This is a genomic window from Sorangium sp. So ce145 (assembly GCF_051525985.1).
GTDB lineage: Bacteria > Myxococcota_A > Polyangia > Polyangiales > Polyangiaceae > Sorangium > Sorangium cellulosum_B.
Genome location: NZ_CP150315.1, coordinates 12,236,424 through 12,254,754, shown reverse-complemented (window position 1 = coordinate 12,254,754; position 18,331 = coordinate 12,236,424). Strand labels below are relative to the sequence as shown.

Here is an 18,331-nt window from a genome sequence, read left to right as displayed (position 1 = left end):
GCTACACCGCGCCGCATCGCCGGACAAGACGTCCCGGTGGGCCGTATAGCGCGAGCGGCAAGACTCCCCTTGTGAGCGCGGCGTCCGCAACGTCGGCCTTCGTGGTCCCCTCACCTGCGGCGACGACGGCAATCACCAGGCTCAACGGCGAGCCGTGGCCCAGCGCCACCCGCGGCTGCTTGCCGCGTGGACGAAATCGAAGGCCGCGCGTTCACCTGGCCTGGCGCGGAGAGATCCCCGCAATGCCGCAGGCGAGCTCCGAGAGCAGGGTCACGGCCGCGCCGTACCCGCCGGCGTCCTCGGAGCTCGCGTTGCCCTGCAGGCTCCGCCGGTAGACCCCCTGGGCGATCGCGGCGAGGCGAAAGACGCCGAAGGCCATGAAGTACGGCCACGCGTCGATGCCGCTGCGACCGGAGAGCTCGCAGTAGGAGGCGACCATCTCGTCCTCGGTCGGGATCCCGAGCGACGCGACATCGACCCCGGCAAGGCCGCCACGGCCAGGGAGGTTGATGCGGTAACCCATGCAAGCGTACGCGAGATCGCTCACCGGATGTCCGAGCGTCGAGAGCTCCCAGTCGATCGTCGCGATCGCCTCGGGCGCGGCGCCGGTCGAAAAGATGATGTTGTCGATGCGGTAGTCGCCATGGACGAGCGTCGTCTCGTCGTTTGCCGGGACATTCGCGGAGAGCCAGCGCATGAGCGCCTCCATCGCCGGCACCTCGCCCGTGCGCGACGCCTCGTATTGCTTCGACCAGCGGTCGACCTGTCGCGCGACGAAGCCGCCCACCTTGCCGTAGTCCCCGAGCCCCACGGCGGCGTAGTCGACGCGATGGAGCGCCGCGAGGACACGGATGTACGCTGCATAGATCGCGCGGCGCTCTTCGGAGGTCGCGAGCTCAGCCAACGTCGGATCCCAGAAGATCCGTCCGGCGGCATACCGCATGACGAAGAACGGCGCGCCGAGCACGGAGCCGTCCTCGCAGAGGGCGAGCGCGTCCGGGACGGGCACCTCGGTGTCGCGGAGAGCGCGCATGACCCGGTACTCGCGCTCGACGGCGTGCGCGGAGGGAAGGAGCTTGCCGGGCGGCTTCTTCCGCAAGACGAGCTCGAGATCCCCGCCGGCTCCGCCGTCGACGCCCACCCAGTACGTCGGGTTCGACTGACCGCCCTTGAACTGGGCGACGGTCACGGCGCCTCCCGCGCAGCCTTCGACGTGCGCGGCGAGCCAGCGGCCGAGGGCCGCTTCGTCGATCCGGTGCGCCTCGCGGGGCGCGCGTGTGTTGGTCGGCGGCGTGAGGGCCATCGCAGCTCCGACGCTATCACGCAGCCCTTCGGCCTCCTATACTGCCGCTGTGACGATCTCCTTCGATCTGCCCCCCGATCTGGCCGATCTCCGCGGCCGCGTGCGCGCGTTCGTCGACGCGCATGTCATTCCGAACGAGACGTCGATCCTCGACGAGGATCGCGCGGGACGGAGGGATACGCTCGCGGCGCTCCGCGAGCGCGCGCGGGCCGAGGGGCTGTTCGTCCCGCACCTGCCCGCGGAGCACGGCGGGCTCGGGCTCGGCGTCATGGGCATGTGCGCGCTCTTTCGCGAGATGGGCCGCTCTCCGCTCGGCGCGGCCTGCTTCAACTGCGACGCGCCGGACCAGGGCAACATGGACCTCCTGCACAAGGCGGCGTCGCCCGCGATCCGCGCGAAATACCTCGCGCCGCTCGCCCGGGCCGAGATCTCGAGCGCCTTCTCGATGACCGAGCCCGCCCCCGGCGCCGGCGCGGATCCATCGAATCTGCGCACGAGGGCGGCCAGGGTCGACGGCGGCTGGGTGATTGATGGCCACAAGTGGTATACGACCGGCGGCGGTGAGGCGGCGTTCCTCATCGTGATGGCGCGGACGTCCGACGATCCTCGCACCGGCGCGACGTTGTTCGTCGTCGATCGTCACGCCGAAGGCGTCGAGCACGTGCGCGACATCCCCGTGATGAGCCCGCCAATGCTCCAGCACCGCGAGGCCGAGCTCCGCTTCCGCGCCGTGCGCGTCGGCGACGACGCGGTCCTCGGCGGCGTCGGCGAGGGGTTCCTCCTCGCGCAGCGGCGCCTCGTGCCGGCGCGCCTCACGCACTGCATGCGCTGGCTCGGCTGGGCCGACCGCGCGCTCGGGATGTGCCGCGACTACGTCCTCACGCGGGAGAGCTTCGGCAAGACGCTCGCTCACCACCAGATGATCCAGAAGAAGATCGCCGACGCAGCGTCGGGCATCCACGCCGGCAACCTGATGACGCTGCACTGCGCGGCGATGCTCGAGCAAGGCAAGGAGAAGGAGGCGCGCCCCTACTCCTCGATGGCGAAGAACCACGTCGCCCGGCTCCTCTGCCAGGTGCTGGACGACGCGATCCAGATGCACGGCTCGCTCGGATACAGCGAAGACATGCCGTTCTCGCTCTGGTACCGATTCGCCAGGTCCGCTCGCATCGCCGATGGTCCGGACGAGGTGCACGACGTCGTTGTCGCGCGCGACTTCTTGCGAGGGGCGCTGACGACGCTGATCTGAGCGGGCGCCCGCGGAGAGGCATCCGAGCGGCCTCAAGCGGGCCCTCCACGTTCGCCCTGCTCACGACCGCTCGACTCCTCCGCAGGGCTGCCGGCCTGAGGAGGCGACAGCGCCTCTGACGCGGGGGGCTACTTACTCGCGGCGGACGCGGGCGCGCATGTGCTCGGTGCCCGCGAGGCGCGCGAAGAACTCGAGCAGGCCGATCTGCCCGCTCATCAGGCTCTGCTGGACCTCCTCGATGGCGCACTCGGCCCCGAGCGCCCCGCCGTACGTGTACGTCGAGCCGAGCTTGCTCACGCACTCGGTCACCTCGGGCGCGCTGGCGAGCGTCTCCGCAAGGCCCTTCGCGCCGGCGACAGGCCGCTTCTCGTCCGCGACGGCGATGTAGCCCGAGTCGTCGATGGGAAGGCCCCCCTCGTCGGCGCGGTAACGCCCCATCTCGTCGAAGTGCTCCAGCGCGAAGCCCGTGGGGTCGAAGCTCGCGTGGCACGTGTTGCAGCCGTCGGCCGAGATGTGGATCTGCTCGTAGCGCGCGCGCGTGGTCGTCTTCCCCGGATCAGGCTTGGTGATCGCCGGAATGTTCGCCGGCGGCGGGGGGATATGGCCGCAGAGGAGCCGCTCGAAGACGAGCAGACCACGGTGGGTCGGCGACGAGCTGTCCATGCGCGAGTTCCCGGCGAGGAGGGAGCCCTGGGCGAGCAGCCCAACGCCCCACTCCAGAGGCCGCTCCACGCGCTGGAAGCCTTGACCGGTGACGCCGCCGTATCCGTAGAACGTCGAGAGCTGGGCGTTCAGGAAGGTGGTTGGCGCGGTCAAGAGCTCGGTGACGCCGGCGCCGCGCGTGTAGATGATCTCCTCGAGGAAGAGGCGCGTCTCCTCCTGCATGAGGGCGCCATACGTGCTGAAGTCGGGGATCTTCTCCTTGGCGATCCCGTTCACCTTCCCGTAGCTGAGCCACTGCTGCAAGAAGCGGCTCATCGCCTCGCGGCCGCGCGGCGTGCTCAGGAGCGCGCGCGCCTCCTCGACGAGCGCCTCCGGCGAGCTGAGCTCCCCGCGCGCCGCCTTGTCGAGCAGCTCGGGCGTGGGCGTCGTGCCCGTGGTGTTGTAGGCCAGCGCCGTCGCGATCTCGTGCTGGGTCAGCTCGTAGCGCCCGGCGTTCGGCACGCCGATCTCCGAGCGGTAGAATGCCTGGGGCGACTGGATCATCGACACCAGCGTCCACTTGAGCCCGACGCGGAAGTCGGACTTTCCGCTCACCGAGGCGTGGAGCGCCAGGAGCTCGCCCTTTTCCTCCTCGGTCACCGGGCGGCGGAACAGCCGCAGCCCGTGCCGCGTGACGAACTCGGCAGCGCACTCGGGGCCGGGCTGGGCCGCTGCGCACGGGAGCGAGGCGGCCAGCGCGGCGTCGGCGGTCACGATGTCGGCGACCTCCTCCGCCGTGCTCAGGAGCTCCTTCGCGGTCTGGGCGCCGACCTGCAGCGCCTGCGCGTCGTTGGTGAAGCCGAGCTCCGATGTCGGGTCCGTGCCCAGCCGGACGCCGGACCAGGCCGCCGCGCCGAGCTCGGGGAAGACGTCGCGGAGGCTGTTTTCCAGCTCCAGGGCGGAGAGCCGCCGCAGCACCGGAGCGCCGACCTGCGCCTGCTCGCACGAGCTGCCGTCGATGACGGGACCTTTCACCGGGTCGTCCTCACCCCCCATGCTGCCCGCGCCGCACGCGAGGAGCGAGGACGAGAGCCCGGCGAGCGCCCACGTTTGCCAGCGCTTCATGACTTCAGCTCCTGGATCGGCTGCGCGCTCTGCGCGCCGAACCTGTTGATCGAGACGCCCATGGCGTCGCCGAGCGTCGCCAGCATGTTGACGTGGTCGGTGTCGACGTCGACGACGCCGCGGCTCGCGATGCGGCCGCCGGCATTGCCGATCAGGATCGCCGGGAGGTACGAGTGGACGATCTGGTTCCCGAGATAGACGTCGTGGACGTTGGAGTTGTGATCCGCGCCGTCGCCGATCTCACTGCACACATAGATGAGCGAGTTGTGGAGGACGGTGTTGCCGGGATCGAGCGGATCCGGCTGGTCGAGGAGGGTGAGCAGCTTCTCCGCGAGCCGCGCGAAGAACCAGCTCTGGACAGTCGCGAACTCCATGCGACCCGGCGGCTCGCGGGCGTGGGACGTGGCCCCATGGTAGGGGCTCTCGCTCCCGGGGCCGCCGTCGAAGCTCATGGGGAGATCGCAGTTGACCCACAGGTTCTGCATCGTGACGACGCGCGCCGTGCCGCACACCATGGCGTTCGCGGCGACCTCGAGGTGCGCGTCGACGACGCGCCGCAGGTTCTCTTGCTCGAACACGCTCTTGCCCGCCAGCGCGTCGAGCGCCGGCAGCGCCGGCTTGCTGCTGCAGCCGTTCATGACCGGCCTGTCGGCCGCGGCCTTGAGCGAGCGCACCGACTCGAGGTGTACGGCGAGCTTGTTCTGCTCCTTCGTGAGGCCCGAGAGCGCGCTCTGCATCCTCTCGAGCTGGCGCTCGGTGAGCCCCAGCGCCTCGTTGCGGAACGCCACCTCGTCGGCCTCTGGCCCGCTCCCGCCGCCCTGCTGCCCGCCGCCGACGGCCCCGAGCATGGCCGCCGCCGCGGCCGCGGGGTCCTCCGTCGGGCGCACCCACACGCCCCCGTGCTGAATCAGGTACGAGTTCTTGTCGAACCCGGTCCCGTCCTGGTACCTCCGATAGGGGTTGGCTCCGAGGTTGTAGGCCTCGACGCCAAGCGCCTGCGCGATGGTGTGGTCGACCGAGTCGACCCCGGCGCCGTCCTTGACGCCGGTGAGCACGCCGGAAACCGCCTCGTGGTTGTTGAAGCCGTTGATGCCGAGCCCGCGGCAGACATTGATGTACTTGCCGAAGGGCGCGAGTGGCGAGAGGACCGTGGAGCCTTTCAGGAAGTCCGCTCCCGAGCCGTAGGGCTCGGCATACTCCATGGGCATGCCATGGGGGACGAAGTAGATGAACAGCCGGACCGGCGCGGAGCTCGGCTCGGCCAGCGCCAGGTTGCTCATCCGGAAGGCCAGCGGCGCCGCGATGCCGGCCCCGAGCGCCTTCAAGAAGATGCGCCGTCCCAGCGCGAGATCTCTCTTCTTGTACCCTGTCTCAAGAAAACGCATCTCGTCCCTCCATTCGGGCAAGCAAGCACGCCCCGTGGGTGACCGTCGTAGTCTTGCTATGTTGTTGCTTCGTCAAGCAAGCAAGCGTGGTATCCCGAAGTATCTCACAGCTGGCATACGAAGCAACCCACGACGAGCGGGCGGGATACACCAGCCGCTTCTCGTCGCGGGGGCGAAATCGAAGACCGAGCCTTCACATGGGGAACCGGCGTTGGGTGTCGTGCGCCGCGGGGGCTACCGCCCGAGCACCTCGTCATAGAGGTCCTCGTACGCGCGCGCCATGCGGTCGATCCCGAACCGCTCCATCACCCGCGCCCGCCCGCGCAACCCCATCTCCGCGCGATCCTCCCGCACGGCCACCGCCTCGAGCGCGCCCGCCAGGGTCTCCGGCGCTCCGGGCGGCACCAGCATCCCTGTCTCGCCATCCACCACGATCTCCGGATTGCCCCCCACCCGCGTCGCGACGATCGGCAACCCCGCCGCCGCCGCCTCGATGAGCGTCAGCGAGATCCCCTCCGTCAACGACGCGAGCGCGAACACGTCGAACGCCGGCAACAGCTCCGCCACGTCCCCGCGCGTCCCCGTGAACGTCACCGCCCCGCCGAGCCCGAGCCGCGCCGCCTGCGCCTCGAGCGCCGGCCGCCGCGGGCCGTCGCCGATCAGCGTCAGATGCGCGTCGGGCCGCGTCGCGCGGAGCCGCGCGAAGGCGTCGAGCAGCGTCGCGTGATCCTTCTCCGGAGACAGCCGCGCGACACAGCCCACGTGGTAGCCCGACGCCGGCACCCCGAGCCGCGCGCGCGCCGCGCCCGCGTCGCCCGGCCGGAACACGTCCGTGTCCACGCCGTTCAAGATCGTCACGACCTTGGCCGGATCGACATGCTCCACCTCGAGCGCGACCGCCCGCGCGTCGTCGCTCACCGCCACCACCCGGTCCGTGAGCGCCGCTGCCAGCCGGTTGACCAGCACCTTCCGCTTCTGCTTCGGGTAGTTGCGCCCGTGCTTCGTGTGGATGACGCGCGGCCCGCCGCCGCCAGGGAGCGCCGCCGCCCGCAGGAGGCCCGCCGCGAGCGCGCCATAGAGGTGCGGCCCCGGGTTGTGCGTGTGCACGAGCGCGATCCCCTCGCGCCGCAGCCACGCCGAGAGCCTTAACGGCAGCCCCGGGTCGAGGCCGGGCTTCCGCGAGAGCACCACGAGCGGCACGCCGAGCCGCGCCAGCTCCTCGGCCAGCGCGCCGGGCTCCTGGAGCGCGCACACCACCGGCGCGAACCGGTCGCGCGCCATCCTGTCGAGCAGCCGGAGCACCACGCGCTCGAGCCCACCCACGTTGAGCGAGAGCACCACGTGGGCGACCTTCGCGGGACGGCCCGGCGCGGCGCGCGGCGCCGGCCGGACCCCGGGCGCTCCAGTCACGCCGCGGCCCCGCGACCGAACTCGATCGGCACCTCGGTCATGGTGAAGCGGAACTTCCCCCCCGAGGTGACCGGGATGTCGCTGACGAGCTGGACCCGGATGTCCGCCCGCTCCCCGAGGAACCGGCGCAGATCGCGCTCGATGGCCTGCGACGTCTCCGGCCCGTACCCCTCGCCCGGGATGATCTTGATCGTGATCGCCCGCGTCTTGTCCTGGTGGACCTGATACCGCTCCACCGTCGGGTTGTCCTTGAAGAAGTAGGGGAAGAACACGGACGAGAGGAGCTGGCCGTCCGTCCCGACGATCATGTCGAGCACCCGCCCCTCGACCGAGGCGAGCAGCGGCAACCCGCGGCCGCACGAGCAGGCCTTGTCGGCCGCGACCACCACATCCTCGTTCTTGTAACGCAGCAGCGGCATCGACCGGCACACGAGATCGCTCAGGATCACCTCGCCCGGCTCGCCGGGCCGCGCGTGCCGGCCGCCGCGCACCACCTCGAGGAAGACGTTCTCGATGTTGAGGTGCTTGCCCTCGTGGCGCTCACACTCCGCGCCGATCAGCATCATCTCCCTGCACCCGTAGCGGTCGTAGACCGGCGCCTGGAACGCCCGCTCGATCACCTCGCGCTGGTGAGGGAAGAGCCGCTCCGCCGTCGCGATGATCCCCCTCGGCGTGGGCAGCCGGTGCCCCGTCTCGAGCGCATAGCGCGCCGTGTAGTAGAGAGGGCTCGTGTACCCCACAACCAGGTTCGGCTGGTAGCGCCGGATCTCGTCCACCACCCCCGCGAGCCGCTCCTCCGCCAGGTTCCACGCGCTGACCGTCTTCTTCCGGATCAGCGCCTCGTGCAGCGTGCGCTTCGCCTTCTTCCAGCGGGGCTCCAGGGTCGGAATCCCCCAGATGTACAGCTCCTTGTCCCCGATCCGGCCGCCGGCCCACGCGTCGGAGCGCAGGGCCGCGGCGCTTCTACACTCGTACGTCGCGTGATCGTAAAAGAAGCGCGCAGGCTCTCCGGTCGATCCGCCCGTACCGCTCCTGAAGAGCTTGCCGCGCCACCCATCCGCGATGAGCTCGCTGCCGTGCGCGCGGAGATCGGCTTTGGTCAACACCGGAAAGCGCGCGAGATCCTCGGGCGCGTGCACGTCCTTGACCCGCACCCCGTATTCGGCGAAGCGGCGCCGGTAGAAGGGCACGCTCTGCTCGGCAAAGCGGAGGGCCGCCAGCATCTTTCTCCAGTTGAGCTCCCTGAGCTCGCGCTCCGGACGCCACTGGGACCGCTCCAGCTCCCCCAGGTAGGCCAGCGTGGCTCTCCCTCGGAGTTTCGTCTCGTAAAACGGAAAGAGCACGTTCCGAAAGAGGGTTGAATACATGGCTGCTGAGGATTCTTTCGAACCTCGGCCACACAGTCAAGCAGCCACGGCCGGGTCGCCGCTTCCCCACGCGCGCGCCACCCACGCCCCCGCGCCCACCCACATGTCGCGCACGCCACGCCACCCGCGGCCACGATTGGTTACCGCGGAGATGGCATGAGTGAACTCCTCATGACAGCGGCGCGGCTCAGCTCGATCCGCTCACCGCGGCGCGGTGACACGCGCGCTGCGCCCCCCCTCGCCCCCGCCCGCCGGCGCAGCCGGGCGAGCCATCACACATGAGCTCTTCCGTCCACAGCGCGGCTGTGACTCGGCGCCTCACTGCAGCGTCGGCTCCGCTTCTTGCTGCCAGAGCGCCGCCAGCGCGAACGTCTTGGCGTTCTCCGGCACGGCCTGGCAAAAGCTCTGCCGCCGCGCCGGGTCCTGAATCCATTGCGCCCGCGCGACGAGCCGCTGCATCGCCACCGTGATCGCCTCGCGTGCCGCCTCGTGGTGGCCGCAGGCGCGGAGCGACTCGGCATAGACGAGCCGGATCTGCGCCTCGCCCTCCTCGGTCCCGCCGACCGACACGAGCAGCCCGAGCCCGCGCCGGGCCGCCTCGAGCGCCTCCGCTGCCCGGCCCTGCTCGAGCAGCACCCGCGCGCGCACCGAGAGCGCGTGCGCCTGGAGCGTCGGCACGTGCGCCAGCATCGCCACGGCCGCGCCCGCCTCGTTGTCCGCCGCGTCGAGATCGCCGAGCCGCGTCAGGATCGCGGCGAGGTACGCCCGCGAGCGCGCCTCCTGCCGCCGGTTCGCCTGCGCCACGAAGGCGTCGATCGCCTCGGCCGTGGCCGCGCGCGCCGCGCCGAGATCGCCCTGCTGGATCCAGAGCAGGCCCTGGTTCTGCTTGGCGAACGCCGCCACGTTGTAGAGCCCGAGCCGCCCCGCCTCCGCGAGCGCGTCGCGCAGCTCGGCCTCGGCGCGGCCGTAGACCCCGAGCTGGAGCAGGCAGTGCGCCGCGTTCACGCGGCTCAGGCACGCGTTCCTGAGGTCGCCGGTCTGGAGGTAGGCGGGGATGCTCTGCTCCGTGCACGCGAGCGACGCCGCAGGGTCGCCGTAGCAGAGCGCCCGCGACGCCCGGAGCGCGTGGATGCGCGCGGCCACCGCCGCGTCGCGCTCGGCGAGCGGCATCGCCACCCGGGCGAGCTCCTGCACGATCTCCTCCGCCGCGGCGTACTGGCCCCCGTGCAGGAGCGACCCGGCGATGCGCGCCAGCGCGCTCACGGAGGCGCCGGTCGCCTCCGCGACGTCGACCCACGAGCCGCGGTCCCCGCTGCGCGGGCCGGCCCCCCGGAGCTCCTCGACGAGATCCGCGAGCCGGTCGCCCATGCCGAGGCGCACGCGCATCGACGCGGCCTCCCCGGCCGCCGCGTACCAGAGCGCGCTCTTCCGGGGGAAGCCCCGCATCGCCATGACGGCGCACCGCTCGGCCTGGGAGGCCTCGCCGAGCCACTTGTGCGCCTCGGCCTGGACGAGGCGCAGCGCCGCGAAGAACTCGCCGTCCACGTCGGCGCTCGCGGCCCCCTGCTCGGCGCGCTGGATCGCGGCGCGGAAGTCGTTCGCCCCGAGCGCCTGCTCCGCCGCGCGCCGGAACCAGACGACAGCGCGCTCCGCGTCGCCGCCGCGCTCGAAGTGGTCCGCCAGGAGCGCCGCGTCGCGCTCGCCGGCCGCGTCCAGCCACTCGCCGGCGAGCAGGTGGCCGAGCGCGCGATCCGCGTCCGTGAGCGTCGCGTACGCCGCCTCGCGCACGAGCGCGTGCCGGAACGCGTACTCGTCCTCGCTCCGGAACTTGCCCTCGCCCCGCCGCGCGATGAGCTCGCGATCGACGAGCACCGCGAGCCACCCGTCCACCTGGGGGGCGCGGCGCTCGCCGCCGAGCAGCGCCATCAGCCCCCCGCGCCAGAACTTCTGGCCGAACACGCTCGCGGCCCGGAGCACCCGCCGCGCCTCGCCGTCGAGCGACTCCAGGCGGGCCTGCACCATCGACAGCACCGTCTCGGGGAGCGCCTCGGTCCGGCCCGAGGCGGCGGCGCGGATGAGCTCTTCCAGGTAGAACGCGTTGCCCCCGGCCCGCTCGCACAGGCGCGCGCAGACGTCGGGCGTCACGGCGTCGCCGAGCACCTCGCGCACGAGCCGCTCGCTCCCCCGCCGCCCGATCTCGCGCAGCCGGAGCTCCTGCACGCCGCGCGAGACCCACACCTTCGGGAAGACGGTCTCGACCTCCGGCCGCGCCAGCGCGAGCACCATGAGCGGCTGGTCGCGGAGCGCGAGCGCCGCGTCGATGAGCTTCACCGTGGGCACGTCGCCCCACTGGAGGTCCTCGAGCACGAGGAGCACCGGCTCGGCCCGGCACTCGGCGAGCACGAAGTCCTCGAAGGCGCGGCGGATCTGGTCGCCCATGAGCATCGGGTCGCTCCGCGCGGCGCGCAGCTCCACCCGGCCCTCGTCGGAGAAGCGGATCCGCGCCACCTCGCCGAGGAACTCGGTCACGCGGTCGAGGTCGGCGCCGCTCAGGTACCGGCCCACGCGGGCGCGGAGGCGCTGCTCGCGGACCTCCTGCGGCTCGCCGCCCGAGAGCCCGGCCTCGCGGCGGAGCATCTGGCGGAGCATCCCGAAGGGCGAGCCGGCGCTCATCGGGTCGGCGTGGCCGAGCCAGACCTGCACCCGCTCCTTGCGCTCCTCGACGCGGCGCAGAAACTCGTAGCGCAGCCGGCTCTTGCCGAGCCCCGCGGGCGCCGTGATGAGCACCGCGCGCGCCGTCGGCTCGGAGAGGCACTCGTCGAGCACGGCGTCGAGGATGGCGAGCTCGTGGTCGCGCCCCACGAACGGCGTCGTGCGCCCGAGCAGCGTCCGCGCGGCCTCGACGAGGTCGCGCTCGGCGCGGAGCACGAGGCCGGTCGCGTCCCCGCCGACCTCGAAGCGGGCGTCGAGCAGGCCGGCCATCACCTCGTCGAGGCGGATCGACCCGCCGTCGGCGCGGTCGAGCAGCCGCACGGCGCGGTCGATGGTGGGCCCCATCGGGAGCTGGTCGTCGGCGGAGCCGCGGCCGGCGACCAGGGCCATCTGCACGCCGGGCAGGAGGTCCCGCACCTCGAGCGCGCACCGCGCCGCGCGAGCCGCCTGGTCCGTGATGAGGCCGCGCCCCTCGAGCGTGATGAGCAGGAGCCCGTCGCTCAACGTTGGCAGCGTCTGCAGCGCCCCGCCGAAGCGCGACGCCACGCGCTTCACCTCGTCCTCCGGGACGGTGCGCGCGAGGGGCATCGTCATCGGGAGCGTCATCGGCATGGTGGGCCCCTGCCACGAGGGGGCCTCCGGCGCGCCCATGCGCGCGAGCATCAGGCACAGCGTGCGCCGCTCGCCGGTCGTGAGCGCGCTCGCGCGCCGGCTCGCGGGCGCGGGGGGGGTGCTCTTGATCTCGCCGACGCGGAGCAGCTCGAGGGCCACGGCGGCGCCGTTCGCGGGCCGGTCCGCCGGGGCCTTGGCGAGCATGCGCGCCACGGCGATGTCGACGTTCTCGGGGACGTCGGCGCGCAGGTCGCGGAGGCGCGGCGCCTCGTCGAGCACGACGCGGAGGAGGGCTGTGTGGATGTCGTCGCCGACGAACGGCGGGCGCCCGGTGAGGCAGTGGAACAGGACGCAGCCGAGCGCGAACACGTCGGCCTGGGTGCCGACGTCGCGCTCGCCGCGCGCCTGCTCCGGCGCCATGTAGAACGGCGTGCCCATCACGACGCCGGTCATCGTGAGGGGCGCGAGCGACGTGAGGCGGGCGATGCCGAAGTCGAGGAGCTTGACCTGCTCGACCGACTTGTCGACGAGGTACAGGTTGCTCGGCTTGAGGTCGCGGTGGACGACGTTGTGGCGGTGCGCCTCGGCGAGCGCCTCGGCGACCCGGAGGCCGAGCGTGACGCTCTCGGCGATGGTGAGCCCGCGCCGGCGCAGCCGGTCGCCGAGGCTCTCGCCCTCGAGCCACTCGAGCGCGAGCCAGGGCTCGCCGCTCTCGGTGGCGCCCTGCGCGATGTACCGGACGATGCCGGGGTGCCGCAGCTCGGCGAGCACCTGCGCCTCGCGCGCGAAGCGCTCGCCGTGCTCGAGGCCGCGGCCCGACATGACCTTGAGCGCCGCCGTCTCGCCCGTGTGCCGGTCGAGGGCGCGGTAGACGGAGCCCATCCCGCCCGACCCGGCGAGGCGCTCGATCAAGAAGCGGTCGGCGACGATGTCCCCGGGTTTCATCGGGACGGCGAGTATCACACGGAGCCCCGTGGGAGAGGCCAGATCCCGGCAGCTCCCGGCGACGAACCCGCGGCGGGGCGCCGGCGAGCCGGCTCACTCCCCACGGCCGAGGTGTGATAGGGTGCGCGCTATGTCTGCGCTAGTTCTGCCCTCCGTCGAGCTGCTTTCGCCTTACGAGACGGGGAAGCCGCTCGACGAGCTCGCGCGCGAGCTCGGCGTGACGGACGCCGTGAAGCTCGCCTCGAACGAGAACCCGCTCGGCCCGAGCCCGCGCGCCCTCGAGGCGGCGCGCCGGGCGCTCGAGAGCGTGCACCTCTACCCGGACGGGGCGGCCTACCGGCTGCGCGAGCGGCTCGCGGCGGTCCACGGCGTCACGATGGAGGAGATCGTCCAGGGAAACGGCTCGAACGAGCTGCTCGACCTGATCGTGCACGCCTTCGCGACGCCCGGGTCGCACATCGTGTTCGCCGACCCGGCCTTCGTCGTCTACAAGCTCGCCGCGCTCGCCTACGGCGTCCCGTTCACGGCCGTGCCGCTGCGCGATCTGCGGCACGACCTCGAGGCCATGGCCGCGGCCGTCACGCCGAAGACGCGGCTCCTGTTCATCGCGAACCCGAACAACCCGACGGGCACGCACGTGGGCCGCGCCGCGGTCGAGCGCCTGCTCAGGGAGCTCCCGCCCGAGGTGATCGTGGTCATGGACGAGGCGTACATCCAGTACGCGGACGCGGCGGACTTCCCGGACTCCATGCGCCTCCGCGGGCTCCGTGAGCGGCTGCTCGTGCTCCGCACCTTCTCGAAGATCTACGGCCTGGCGGGCTTCCGCGTCGGCTACGCCGTGGGCCCGGTTCAGCTCATCGACTACCTGAACCGGGTGCGCGCGCCGTTCAACGTGAGCGCGCTGGCGCAAGCGGCCGCCGTCGCGGCGCTCGACGATGCCGAGCACGTCGAGAAGAGCCGCGCGCTGAACCTCCGCGAGCGCGACCGGCTCACGCGCGAGCTCACGCGGCTCGGGCTCTCGGTGGCGCCGAGCCAGGCGAACTTCGTGCTCGTGGACGTCGGTCGGCCGGCGCGCCCGGTGTACGACGCCTTGCTCCGGAAGGGCGTCATCGTGCGGCCCTTCGGCAACCTGCCGACCAGCCTTCGGGTGACCATCGGCACCGAGCGCGAGAACCAGCGATTCCTCGACAGCCTGTCCGCAGTGCTGGCCTGACCCGGCGAGCGGCGCGCTACCAGCGCCTCGCCTCCGGCGGCGCGCAGCCCACGGCGGCGCGCAGCATGCCGCCGAGGCGCAGCGGCACGAGCGTGATGAGCTCGCGCTCCTCCGCGGCGCCGGGGCGCGCCGACGGGTTCTCGTAGACGTGCAGGAAGTCGTAGCCGCCCGCCGGCTCGGCCGCCGTCTGCCCGACCTCGAAGACGAACGGGCTGCCTCGATCGTTCGCCTCCGGGTCGAACGAGGAGGCGAGCCTGGACATGAGCTCGTCCGCGCCCTCCGGCGGGCTCGTGCGCGCGATGTCAACGAAGCGCGAGAACAGCGCATAGCTCGACGGGTGAGCCACCGAGCACAGGCAAAACACGGGTCGACCCGGGTGGGCGAGCATGTACCGGATCAGGCGCAAAAGGACGTGGCGGAGGACGACATCGTCGCCAGCGTGCTCGCCGAGCGCCCCGGACTCGCCGCGGAAGATCGCGATCTGCGCGCCGGAGGGCTCCGGATCCATGATCTGAACCGCGAAATAGCCGGTGATCTGGCCGCCAGCGCCCCTGTGGACCACGACGGCGCCGTGCTCCGCGCCAGCGTCGATGACGTGGGTGGCGAAGCTCTTCTCCCGCTGCGCGCCCTCGAAGATCACGCGGCGTAAGCCATAGAGCTCGTCGATGAGACGCTGTCTCTGATCCGGCGACATCTCACGTGGAACAAGAACCTCGACGGAGGTCTGGTCTTTCATCGAATCCTCCATGCCTGCCCATCCCGATCGCCCACCTCGGCCGCGGGACTGCGGTCCGCTGGGCGCCGTCGGCGTCGTTCATGCGGCCGGCGCCGGCGCCATCAGCGCCATCACATTCAGCAATGGTGGTGCCACCGGCGCGAGGCTCGGCGATGGCGCCACAGCTGTCCCGCATCGCCGGCGTCCGAGCCGCGCGCGGCGCGCCCGCGTGAGCTCGGCGACGCGGCGGATTCAGGCGTCTATCGCTGTACGGCGGCTGCGCTCGCCGGAACGCACTGCGGAGCGGGTGAGGCCGGCGGGCATCAGGCCGGCAGGCATCAGCCCGGGGCACCGCCGAGGCGCGGCCCCGGCGCGAAGCGGATCGGCAGGCGGGCCGGGCCGTGCACGTGGATCGCCCGGCGCGGCTCCCACGGCGCGTCGCTCGCGCGCTCGAGGCCGCCGAGCCGCGCGACGAGATCCGCCAGCGCTACCCTGGCTTCGAGGCGCGAGAGCGGCGCCCCGATACAGAAATGAATGCCGTGCCCGAACGCGATGTGCGGGTTGGGATCGCGCGCGATGTCGAAGCGATCAGGGTCGCGGAATTGCTGCGAATCTCGGTTGGCTGAGCCGATCATCGCCAGCACCGCCTTGCCGGCCGGGATCACCTGGCCGTGCATCGGGACATCGCGCCTCGTCACGCGGAACATCGCCTGGACTGGCGACCGGTAGCGCAGGACCTCCTCGATCGCGGAGGGCAGCAGCTCGGGCGCAGCCCGGAGGCGGGCGAGCTCGTCCGGGTTCTCGAGGAAACACAGCATCGCATTGCCGATCAGGTTCGTCGTCGTCTCGTGGCCGGCCACGAGGAGGAGCTGGAAGAAGCCCAGGATCTCGTCCTCGTTCAACCGCTCTCCGTCCACCTCGGCCTCGACGAGCCTGGTCAGGAGGTCATCCTCCGGCGCCGCGCGCCGCTGCTCGACGAGGCCTCTCAGGTAGGCCTGCATCTCGGCCGTCACCGCGGTGAACGCGTCGAGCGCCCGGGCCGCCTCCTCGCTGCCGGAGACGGTATGGCTGAGGTCCAGGATCGCGTCGCTCCAGCGCTTGAAATGCGGCTGGTCCGCCGCCGGGGCGCCGAGCATCTCGGCGATCACCAGGAGGGGGAGCGGGACCGCGTAGTCCTCGGCGACGTCCATCTGGCCGCTCTCGATCGTCCGGTCCAGGAGCTCGCGCGACAGCCGGCGGATGCGCGGCTCGAGCCCCGCGACGGCGCGCGGGGTGAAGGCCCGTGTGATGAGGGCGCGCAGCTTGGTGTGGCGCGGAGGGTCCGAGAAGATGAGCCACTCGGCGGTCCTGGTGCCCGGCGGCGACACGACCGAGCTGAACGCGTCGTGATCGTGGAGCGCCCGCTTCACGCCGTCGTGATCGAAGATCAGCCACGAGTCGGACGGCGGGTAATGGAGCACGGGCGTGCGGCTCCGGAGCTGGTCGTACGCGGGGTAAGGGTTTCGGCGCATCTCTTCCGAGAACAGGTTCATCACTCACCACCTCCAGCGGTGGCCAAGGTAGGATCAGGCGACGTGGGCCGCTTGAACGAATCCCGGATCAGCGCCGTGCTCGCGGACGCCTTCGCGGTGCGCGCCTCGACGGCGATGGGGTCGACCCTCCACGCCGAGCACGGCGCGGCGATCCTGGTGGGGCTCGAGCGCGAGGTGACCGTGACCGAGCCGGGCGGCGCGGTCGTGCGCGGGCGCGCGGTCGTGGTGCCCCCCGACTTGTGGCACGCCGCCGCGAGCCCCGGGCCGACGCTCGGGTTCCTGTACGACCCCGAGGCGATGCCGCACGTGGCGGGTTACGCGCGCCTGCGCGGCGGCCCCTGTCCGCTCGAAGGCCGGCTCCTCTCGCGCCTCGAAGGCGCCGTGACGGCGCACCGCGCGTCCCTGTCGCGCCCCGACGTGCTCGGCGGCCTCGCGCGCGAGATCGCGGGCTGGCTCGCGAGGGAGTCGCCGCGCCGCGCCCTGGACGGGCGGATCGCCCGCGTCCTGGAGGCGCTGCGCGATCCGGCGGCGGACCGGCGCCTCGCGGTCTCGCGCGCCGGGGTCTCCGAGGCGCACCTGCAGGCGCTGTTCGTGCGCGACGTGGGGCTGCCCATCCGCACCTTCCAGCTCTGGCGCCGGCTGCTCACGGCGCTCCTGGCGTTCGCGCGCCTCGACGCGACGAGCGCCGCCCACACCGCGGGGTTCGCCGATCTGGCGCACTTCTCGCGGACCTGTCGCCGCATGCTCGGCTATTCCCCGAGCGAGCTGCGCGACGGGCTCATGAAATAGCCCTCACCGCGCCGCGCCGGCGAGCTGCCGCCGGCGGCCGCCGCGATTGACGTGGAGCTGCCCAGCCGGCAGCGTGTCGGCCTCTCGAGGAGACGACGTCATGACGATGGATATCGCCGCGCTGCGCCGCGACACCCCGGCCTGCGCCAGCGTCCTTCACTTCAACAACGCGGGTTCCTCGCTGCCTCCGGCCGTGGTGGTCGACACGGTGGTCGAGCACCTGCGCCGCGAGGCGACCGTCGGCGGCTACGAGGCCGAGGCGGAGGCGGGCGAGCGGCTCGAGGCGGTCTACGGCGCGATCGCCCGGCTGATCGGCGCGGCGCCCGGCGAGATCGCGCTCGTCGAGAACGCCACGCGCGCCTGGGACATGGCGTTCTACTCCCTCCGCTTCGGCCCTGGCGATCGCATCCTGACCGCGCGGACCGAGTACGCCTCGAACTACATCGCGTTCCTGCAGGTCGCGCGGCGCACCGGCGCGGAGATCGTCCCCATCCCGAGCGACGAGCGCGGCGCGGTGTCGCTGCCCGCGCTCGATCGCCTGCTCGACGAGCGGGTCAAGCTGATCGCCATCACCCACGTCCCCACGAACGGCGGGCTGGTCAACCCGGCGGAGGAGATCGGCCGCCGCGCCCGGTCGGCGGGCGTGCCCTTCCTGCTCGATGCCTGCCAGTCGGTGGGGCAGCTGCCGATCGACGTCGAGGCCATCGGCTGCGATCTCCTGTCGGCGACCGGGCGCAAGTACCTGCGCGGGCCGCGCGGCACCGGCTTTCTCTATGTCCGGCGCGCGTTGCTCGACCGGCTGGAGCCGCCGTTCCTCGATCTCCACGCGGCGCGCTGGACCGCGCCGGATCGTTACGAGCTGCGGCCCGACGCCCGGCGGTTCGAGAACTGGGAGAGCTATGTCGCCGGCCGGCTCGGGCTCGGCGCGGCCGCGGAGTATGCGCTCCGGCTGGGCCTGCCGGCGATCCGCGACCGGGTGGGTGCGCTGGCCGAGCGCCTGCGCGCGCGGCTCTCCGAGATCCCCGGGGTCACCGTGCGCGACCTCGGCGAGCAGCGCTGCGGCATCGTGACCTTCACCCGGGCCGGCGAGGACGCCACGGCCATCAAGGAGCGGCTCGCCGCGCGGGCGATCCACGTCAGCGTATCGACCGCCGCCGGGACGCTGCTCGACTTCGAGGATCGCGGGATTCCCGATCTGGTGCGCGCCTCGGTCCACTATTACAACGACGAATCCGAGATCGACCGCTTCGTCGCCGCGCTCGCCGCGGCCTGAGCGACGGGGAGGCTCGGGGCTGCGTCTGGTCTTTGCGCGGCCTCCGCGAGGGCGACGCG

At 72.2% G+C, this 18,331-nt stretch carries 12 protein-coding genes; 4 read left to right on the top strand and 8 right to left on the bottom strand.

The genetic code is table 11. The features are described 5' to 3' along the window. Positions 1 to 211: 211 nt before the first annotated feature. On the bottom strand, positions 212 to 1,303 hold the full coding sequence (locus WMF34_RS45570; protein WP_437991743.1) for a phosphotransferase family protein: 1,092 nt from the start codon (positions 1,301 to 1,303) through the stop codon (positions 212 to 214). 49 nt (positions 1,304 to 1,352) lie between these two features. On the opposite strand from WMF34_RS45570, the gene WMF34_RS45565 reads away from it, so the two are divergent. Next, positions 1,353 to 2,552, top strand: a complete 1,200-nt coding sequence (locus WMF34_RS45565; RefSeq protein WP_437991742.1) for an acyl-CoA dehydrogenase family protein — start codon at positions 1,353 to 1,355, stop codon at positions 2,550 to 2,552. Positions 2,553 to 2,684: 132 nt separating this feature from the next. On the opposite strand, the gene WMF34_RS45560 is transcribed toward WMF34_RS45565, so the two are convergent. From WMF34_RS45560 to WMF34_RS45540, 5 genes are all read right to left on the bottom strand, one after another. Further along, positions 2,685 to 4,319, bottom strand: coding sequence for a DUF1592 domain-containing protein (locus WMF34_RS45560; RefSeq protein ID WP_437991741.1), 1,635 nt, complete (start codon positions 4,317 to 4,319; stop codon positions 2,685 to 2,687). Next, positions 4,316 to 5,704, bottom strand: a complete 1,389-nt coding sequence (locus tag WMF34_RS45555; protein WP_437991740.1) for a DUF1552 domain-containing protein — start codon at positions 5,702 to 5,704, stop codon at positions 4,316 to 4,318. The genes WMF34_RS45560 and WMF34_RS45555 overlap by 4 nt, the downstream gene beginning before the upstream one ends. A 234-nt stretch (positions 5,705 to 5,938) precedes the next feature. Continuing rightward, positions 5,939 to 7,045, bottom strand: a complete 1,107-nt coding sequence (locus WMF34_RS45550) for a glycosyltransferase family 4 protein (RefSeq protein ID WP_231864598.1) — start codon at positions 7,043 to 7,045, stop codon at positions 5,939 to 5,941. 65 nt (positions 7,046 to 7,110) lie between these two features. Next, complete coding sequence (locus WMF34_RS45545; RefSeq protein ID WP_012241528.1) at positions 7,111 to 8,481, bottom strand: phenylacetate--CoA ligase family protein; 1,371 nt, start codon at positions 8,479 to 8,481, stop codon at positions 7,111 to 7,113. 318 nt (positions 8,482 to 8,799) lie between these two features. Next, positions 8,800 to 12,750 (bottom strand): protein kinase domain-containing protein, encoded by a 3,951-nt coding sequence (locus WMF34_RS45540; protein ID WP_437991739.1) that lies wholly within the window; start codon positions 12,748 to 12,750, stop codon positions 8,800 to 8,802. Between the two features lie 130 nt (positions 12,751 to 12,880). On the opposite strand from WMF34_RS45540, the gene hisC reads away from it, so the two are divergent. Continuing rightward, on the top strand, positions 12,881 to 13,963 hold the full coding sequence (hisC, locus tag WMF34_RS45535; protein ID WP_012241526.1) for a histidinol-phosphate transaminase: 1,083 nt from the start codon (positions 12,881 to 12,883) through the stop codon (positions 13,961 to 13,963). Positions 13,964 to 13,979: 16 nt separating this feature from the next. Here hisC and WMF34_RS45530 read toward each other — a convergent pair whose 3' ends face one another. Continuing rightward, positions 13,980 to 14,699, bottom strand: coding sequence for a hypothetical protein (locus WMF34_RS45530; RefSeq protein ID WP_437991738.1), 720 nt, complete (start codon positions 14,697 to 14,699; stop codon positions 13,980 to 13,982). 317 nt (positions 14,700 to 15,016) lie between these two features. After that, a complete protein-coding gene (locus WMF34_RS45525) occupies positions 15,017 to 16,210 on the bottom strand; it encodes a cytochrome P450 (protein ID WP_012241524.1) in 1,194 nt (397 codons plus the stop codon). 42 nt (positions 16,211 to 16,252) lie between these two features. On the opposite strand from WMF34_RS45525, the gene WMF34_RS45520 reads away from it, so the two are divergent. Together WMF34_RS45520 and WMF34_RS45515 are read left to right on the top strand one after the other, a co-directional pair. Then, on the top strand, positions 16,253 to 16,999 hold the full coding sequence (locus WMF34_RS45520) for a helix-turn-helix transcriptional regulator (protein ID WP_437991737.1): 747 nt from the start codon (positions 16,253 to 16,255) through the stop codon (positions 16,997 to 16,999). A 100-nt stretch (positions 17,000 to 17,099) separates the two neighbouring features. Beyond that, positions 17,100 to 18,272 carry an aminotransferase class V-fold PLP-dependent enzyme gene (locus tag WMF34_RS45515; RefSeq protein WP_437991736.1) on the top strand — a complete coding sequence of 391 codons (1,173 nt, stop codon included), beginning with the start codon at positions 17,100 to 17,102 and terminating at the stop codon, positions 18,270 to 18,272. Positions 18,273 to 18,331 lie beyond the last annotated feature (59 nt).

Bases quoted from the DNA above. Each gene is read 5' to 3' on its own strand.
- WMF34_RS45540 (WP_437991739.1), bottom strand. From the start codon at position 12,750: ATGAAACCCGGGGACATCGTCGCCGACCGCTTCTTGATCGAGCGCCTC.
- WMF34_RS45555 (WP_437991740.1), bottom strand. From the start codon at position 5,704: ATGCGTTTTCTTGAGACAGGGTACAAGAAGAGAGATCTCGCGCTGGGA.
- WMF34_RS45525 (WP_012241524.1), bottom strand. From the start codon at position 16,210: ATGAACCTGTTCTCGGAAGAGATGCGCCGAAACCCTTACCCCGCGTAC.
- WMF34_RS45545 (WP_012241528.1), bottom strand. From the start codon at position 8,481: ATGTATTCAACCCTCTTTCGGAACGTGCTCTTTCCGTTTTACGAGACG.
- WMF34_RS45560 (WP_437991741.1), bottom strand. From the start codon at position 4,319: ATGAAGCGCTGGCAAACGTGGGCGCTCGCCGGGCTCTCGTCCTCGCTC.
- WMF34_RS45570 (WP_437991743.1), bottom strand. From the start codon at position 1,303: ATGGCCCTCACGCCGCCGACCAACACACGCGCGCCCCGCGAGGCGCAC.
- hisC (WP_012241526.1), top strand. From the start codon at position 12,881: ATGTCTGCGCTAGTTCTGCCCTCCGTCGAGCTGCTTTCGCCTTACGAG.
- WMF34_RS45515 (WP_437991736.1), top strand. From the start codon at position 17,100: ATGACGATGGATATCGCCGCGCTGCGCCGCGACACCCCGGCCTGCGCC.
- WMF34_RS45530 (WP_437991738.1), bottom strand. From the start codon at position 14,699: ATGAAAGACCAGACCTCCGTCGAGGTTCTTGTTCCACGTGAGATGTCG.